The 5,318-nt window shown below is 72.3% G+C and carries 6 protein-coding genes; 3 read left to right on the plus strand and 3 right to left on the minus strand.

The features are described from left to right. Window positions 1-657 (plus strand): NADP-dependent oxidoreductase (locus ABZ646_RS39190; RefSeq protein ID WP_360530283.1); only part of this gene is annotated, 657 nt, incomplete at its 5' end. 10 nt (window positions 658-667) lie between these two features. Here the strand turns inward: ABZ646_RS39190 and ABZ646_RS39195 are convergent. Beyond that, a complete protein-coding gene (locus tag ABZ646_RS39195; protein WP_360530287.1) occupies window positions 668-1,774 on the minus strand; it encodes an NAD(P)-dependent alcohol dehydrogenase in 1,107 nt (368 codons plus the stop codon). 26 nt (window positions 1,775-1,800) lie between these two features. After that, window positions 1,801-3,258 (minus strand): aldehyde dehydrogenase family protein, encoded by a 1,458-nt coding sequence (locus ABZ646_RS39200; RefSeq protein ID WP_360530289.1) that lies wholly within the window; start codon window positions 3,256-3,258, stop codon window positions 1,801-1,803. A gap of 104 nt (window positions 3,259-3,362) precedes the next feature. Here ABZ646_RS39200 and ABZ646_RS39205 point away from each other — a divergent pair, with 104 nt between their 5' ends. Beyond that, the gene (locus tag ABZ646_RS39205; protein WP_360530292.1) at window positions 3,363-3,791 is read left to right on the plus strand and encodes a MarR family transcriptional regulator; all 429 of its coding nucleotides are present in this window, start codon (window positions 3,363-3,365) and stop codon (window positions 3,789-3,791) included. 195 nt (window positions 3,792-3,986) lie between these two features. Continuing rightward, window positions 3,987-4,379 (plus strand): anti-sigma factor antagonist, encoded by a 393-nt coding sequence (locus tag ABZ646_RS39210; protein ID WP_360530295.1) that lies wholly within the window; start codon window positions 3,987-3,989, stop codon window positions 4,377-4,379. A gap of 102 nt (window positions 4,380-4,481) precedes the next feature. Here the strand turns inward: ABZ646_RS39210 and ABZ646_RS39215 are convergent. Further along, a partial coding sequence (locus ABZ646_RS39215; protein WP_360530298.1) for a ribose-phosphate pyrophosphokinase occupies window positions 4,482-5,318 on the minus strand: 837 nt, incomplete at its 5' end.

Below are 5,318 nucleotides of genomic sequence, written 5' to 3' on the forward strand. Positions count from 1 at the left end.
GGCCACGGCACGCACGCCGAGTACGTGATCGTGCCCGCCCGGGCCCTGGTGCCGAAGCCGGAGGCGATCGACCACGTACAGGCGGGCGCCCTGCCCCTGGTGTCGCTGACGGCCTGGCAGGCGCTGGTGGAGTACGCCGACGTGCGGCCCGGACAGCGGGTGCTGATCCACGCGGCGGCCGGCGGCGTCGGGCACGTGGCGGTGCAGATCGCCAAGGCGCGCGGCGCGTACGTGATCGGCACGGCCAGCGCGGGCAAGCACGACTTCCTGCGGGAGATCGGGGTGGACGAGCCGGTCGACTACCGGTCCGTGGACGTCACGGAGGCGGTCCGGGACGTGGACGTGGTGCTGGACACGGTCGGCGGCGACGCCACGACGGCCTCGCTGCGGGTCCTGCGCCGCGGCGGCACGCTGGTGTCGATCATTCCGGTCGGCTCACCACGGTTGTCCGAGGAGGCCGGGCGGCTGGGTGTGCGTGCGGTGCGGATGCTGGTGGACGCCGACCGGGCCGGCATGCGGGCGGTCGCGGAGCTGGTGGAGTCGGGCAGGCTGCGCGCCACCGTCGCCGGCACCTTCCCGCTGGCCGATGCCGCCAAGGCGCACGAGCTGGGCGGCACCGGCCGGACCACGGGCAAGCTGGTCCTCGTGACCGACTGAACCTGACGCGTCAGAACGTGAGCACGGGCTTGATCGCCTTGCCCGTGCTCATGTCCCCTACGGCCCGGTCGATGTCGGCGAACGGATAGGTGGTGATCAGCTGGTGCAGCGGCAGCCGCCCCTCGCGCACCAGCCGGACCAGGGCCGGGATGAACGCCTGTGTCTCGCTGTCGCCGAGGGTCAGGCCCACGATCCGCTTGCCGGCCAGCAACCCGTTGACGTCCAGGGGCACTTCGGTGCCGAAGGGCGGGGCGCCGACGACGACCAGGGTGCCGCGGGCGGCGAGCGCGTCCACGCCCTGGCGCAGTACCGCGGCATTGCCGGTGGTCTCCACGACGCCGTCGGCGCCGGCTCCCTCAGAGATCCGCCGGACGGCCTCCGGGACGTCCTGCCGGGTCGCGTCGACGGTGTGCGTGGCGCCCAGTTCCCCGGCCCGTTCGAGGCGTTCGGCCACCCGGTCGACGGCGACGATCGTGGTGGCAGGGGTGAGCGCGGCCGCCATGACCGCCGAGAGGCCCACCGCCCCGGCCCCCAGTACGACGACCGTGCTGCCGGTGGCCGGTTCCAGTACGTTCCACACGGCGCCGACCCCGGTCTGCACCCCGCAGCCGAGCGGGGCGATCGTCTCCAGCGGTATGTCCGCGGCCACCCTGACGAGGCTGCGCTCGTCCACCAGCGCCCGCTCGGCGAAGGAGGACTGGCCGAAGAAGTGGCCGCCGAGCGGCTCGCCGTCCCGGCTGACGGTGTGGCTGCCGTCGGCGCGCCGGCCGCCGATCAGGTTGAGCGGCAGCCAGGTGGCGCAGTAGGCGGGATGGCCGCCGTGACAGTTGCGGCAGTCGCCGCAGGAGGTGAAGGACAGCACGACGTGGTCGCCCGGCGCGACCCCGGTGACGGCGGAGCCGACGGCCTCCACGACCCCGGCGCCCTCGTGACCGAGGACGCCCGGGAGCGGGAAGGGCAGCCCGCCGCTCGCCACCGAGAGGTCGGTGTGGCACAGACCGGTGGCCACCATGCGGACCAGCGCCTCGTGGGGCCCCGGCGTGTCCAGTTCGACGTCGGTGAGGGTGAAGGGCGCGCCGCCGGACTCGATCACGGCGGCTCGGGTGGTGATGGACATCGCGTGATCTCCTGGTCTGCGAGGGCTCAGCCGAGCGAGACGACGACGGACTTGACCTTGGTGTAGGCGTCGAGGGCCTCGGGGCCGTACTCGCGGCCGAAGCCGGACGCCTTGACGCCGCCGAAGGGGACGGCGGGGTCGAGCAGCGCCCAGTCGTTGACCCAGACGATGCCCGCCTGGAGGCGGGCCGCGACGCGGTGGGCGCGGGCGAGGTTGCCGGTCTGGATGCCGGAAGCCAGGCCGTACGGCGTGGAGTTGGCGAGGGCGACGGCCTCGTCCTCGGTGTCGAAGGGCTGCACGGTGAGCACCGGGCCGAAGATCTCGTCCTGGATCACCCGGGAGTCGTTCGGCAGGTCGGCGATGACGGTCGGCCGGTAGTAGAAGCCGCCGTTCAGGTCGAGGCGTTCGCCGCCGCAGACGATCCGGCCGCCCTCCTTGCGGGCGATCTCGACGTACTCCTCGACCTTGCGCAGGTGCTTCTCCCCCGCCATCGGGCCGACCACGGTGGCCGCCTCGCGCGGGTCGCCGACCGGGACGCCGGGGACGGCCTCGGCGAGGATGCCGAGCAGCGTGGCGTAGACCGGACGGGCGACGAGGAGCCGGGGGCCGCCCATGCAGAACTGGCCGGTGTTGAAGACGAAGGCCTTGATCACCGCGCCGACGGCCTTCTCCAGGTCGGCGTCCTCGAAGACCAGGTGGGCGGCGTTGCCGCCGAGTTCCACGGTGACCGGCTTGAGGGCCTGGCCCGCTGTGCCCGCCACGTGCCGGCCGACGGCGGTGGAGCCGGTGAAGGCGACCTTGTCGACGCCCGGGTGGCCCAGCAGGGCCTCGCCCGCGACCGGTCCGGCGCCGGTGACGACGTTGACCACCCCGTCCGGGACGCCCGCCTCCTTGAACAGGCGGGCCATGTACAGGGCGCTGAGCGGGGTCTCGTCGGCGGGCTTGTGGACGACCGTGTTGCCGGCGGCGAGGGCGGGGCCGATCTTCGAACCGGCCAGGACCAGCGGGAAGTTGAAGGGGGTGATGGCGGCCACCACGCCGATCGGTTCGCGCCGGGTGTAGGCGAGGGCGTTGAGCGGGACGTCGCGGACGGCGCCGTCCAGGGTGTGGGCGAGGGCGGCGAAGTGCTCGTAGTCGTTGGCCGCGTTGGTGACGTCGACGGCCGTGGCCAGGGTGATCGGCTTGCCGACGTCCAGGCTCTCCAGGGCCGCGATCTCCGCGGCGTTCTCCCGGATCAGCTCGGCGATCCGGTGCAGCACCCGGCCGCGCTCCCGGCCGCTGAGCCCCGACCACTCCCCCGCGTCGAAGGCCTCCCGCGCGGCGCGCACCGCGGCGTCGACGTCGGCGGCGCCCGCCTCCGCGACCGTGGTGACCACCCGGCCGGTGGCCGGGTCGGTCACCTCCGTCCGGCCCCCGTCGGCGGCCTCCCGCCACTGTCCGCCGATGAACAGCCGCCCCGGGCCGGTCTCGAAGGTGGTCGCCATTGCCCACTCCCAGCGTTGATCGCTTAGTGTTCAACAAACAGGATTCCTGTTGGTCCGCAGTCTCATCACAGACAGGATTCCTGTCAATGGTCTAGGGTGCACGCATGGTCGGTACAAAGACACGCCCCTCACTGCTGTACATGGTCAAGCAGGTGGAGCTGGTGGTGCGCTCACACCTCGACGAGCTGGTGAAGCCGGCCGGGATCACGGCACTGCAGTACACGGCCCTGACCGTGCTGGAGCGCCATGACGGCCTGTCGGCCGCCCAGTTGGCGCGCGACTCGTTCGTGACCGCCCAGTCGATGGCCGACCTCGTACGGTCATTGGAGGGCCGGGGGCTCGTCCGCCGGGAGCGCAACCCGCGCAACCGGCGGGAGCTGCTGATCCTGCTCACCGACGCCGGGCGCGAGCTGCTCGCCGGGGTCGCCGGGCAGGTGCGGGAGCTGGAGGAGCGGATGGTCCGGGAGCTCACCGCGCATCAGGAGGAACAGTTCCGGCAGGCGCTGAGCAAGGCGTGGCACGCGCTGTCCTGAGCCTCACGAGCGCCGCGAACCGGGGGGCGGTACCGCTCCCACGTGCCCGTTCCCGTACTGTCGCACACGCCACAGAAAATGGCGTGCCGAAGCAGCAGACATATGTCAATCGAACATGCTGAAATTCCCTCCATCGAGGGTAACTTGCAGGGCGGGGAACGGAATTGACCGGCAGGGGTGGGAGGTGATGCCGTCATGCGCCAGGAACCCCCAGGGGCTCCCGTGCCGCTCACCCGGCACCTGCGCGTCCACGAGGACCACGGCCACACGGTGCTGGAGTTACGCGGGGAGATCGACATCGCCGCGGCGACGGAGATCGCCCCTCACCTGGACCGGGTGACCGCCCGGGACGGCTCCCGGGTGGTGATCGACCTGCGGCACGTCGAGTTCTTCGACTGCTCCGGGCTGCGGCTGCTGTACCGGGCGCGCAGCCGGGTGCTCGAACACGGCGGTCAGATCCGGCTGGTGTGCACCCACCCGCTGACCCTGCGGGTCCTCAAGGTGACGGGTCTGTCACGGCTGCTTCCTCCGCTGGCGACGCTGGACGCGGCCCTGGGACGGCCCGAGGCCACGTCCGGCACCCTGTGAACGCCCCCGCGTCCGCGCCTGCTTGCGGATCCTCGTGACCTGACCGGCGCCGACCGTCCGGCCGCCCTCACGGATCGCGACTGGTGATGCCGCGCTTCCTGTCTAGAGGTTGCGCGGCTCTTCGAACAGGGCGCTCACGGACTCGCCGTTGTGGATCCGGCGTACGGCCTCGGCCAGCGCCGGGGCGATCGACAGGACCCGCAGTTTGTCGGTGTGCTCCTCGGCGGGCACCGGCACCGTGTTGGTGCAGACGATCTCCAGCACGTCGGGCTGCTCGCTCAGCCGCTTCAGGGCGCCCGCCGCGAACAGCCCGTGCGTGCAGGCGATCCGGATCGACCGCGGCGGCCCCAGCTCCCGCAGCCGTTCCAGGAGTTCGACGACCGTGCTGCCCTTGGCGATCTCGTCGTCGAGCACGATCACGTCCCGGTCCGCGACCTCGCCGATGACCGAGCTGATGACGACCCGGTCGTCGGCGTACCGCTGCTTGGCGCCGGCCGCCACCTGGGCGCCGATCAGCCGGGCGAAGGCGGCGGCCTCCTTGGCGTTGCCGAGGTCGGGCGAGACGACGGTGGTGCGGGAGAGGTCGTACCGCCTGAAGTGCGCGGCCAGCTCCCGCAGCGCGTGCAGATGATCGACCGGCACCGAGAAGAAACCGTGCACCTGCGGGGCGTGCAGGGTCATGGCGAGCACCCGGCCCGCGCCGGCCGCCACCAGCAGGTCGGCGACCAGTCTGCCACCGAGGGAGATGCGCGGGGCGTCCTTCTTGTCCGAGCGGGCGTAGGAGTAGTGCGGCATGACCACGGTGATCCGGCCGGCCGAGGCGCCCCGCGCGGCGTCGCACATCAGCAGCAGCTCCACCAGGTGCTCCTGCACCGGCCGGACCAGGGGCTGGACCAGGAAGACACGAACAGCAGGCCGAACGGCGCGAACGGCTCCACC

It is taken from the genome of Streptomyces sp. NPDC007162, assembly GCF_040634175.1.
Lineage (GTDB): Bacteria > Actinomycetota > Actinomycetes > Streptomycetales > Streptomycetaceae > Streptomyces.

Bases quoted from the DNA above. Each gene is read 5' to 3' on its own strand.
- ABZ646_RS39200 (WP_360530289.1), bottom strand. From the start codon at position 3,258: ATGGCGACCACCTTCGAGACCGGCCCGGGGCGGCTGTTCATCGGCGGA.
- ABZ646_RS39210 (WP_360530295.1), top strand. From the start codon at position 3,987: ATGCGCCAGGAACCCCCAGGGGCTCCCGTGCCGCTCACCCGGCACCTG.
- ABZ646_RS39195 (WP_360530287.1), bottom strand. From the start codon at position 1,774: ATGTCCATCACCACCCGAGCCGCCGTGATCGAGTCCGGCGGCGCGCCC.
- ABZ646_RS39205 (WP_360530292.1), top strand. From the start codon at position 3,363: ATGGTCGGTACAAAGACACGCCCCTCACTGCTGTACATGGTCAAGCAG.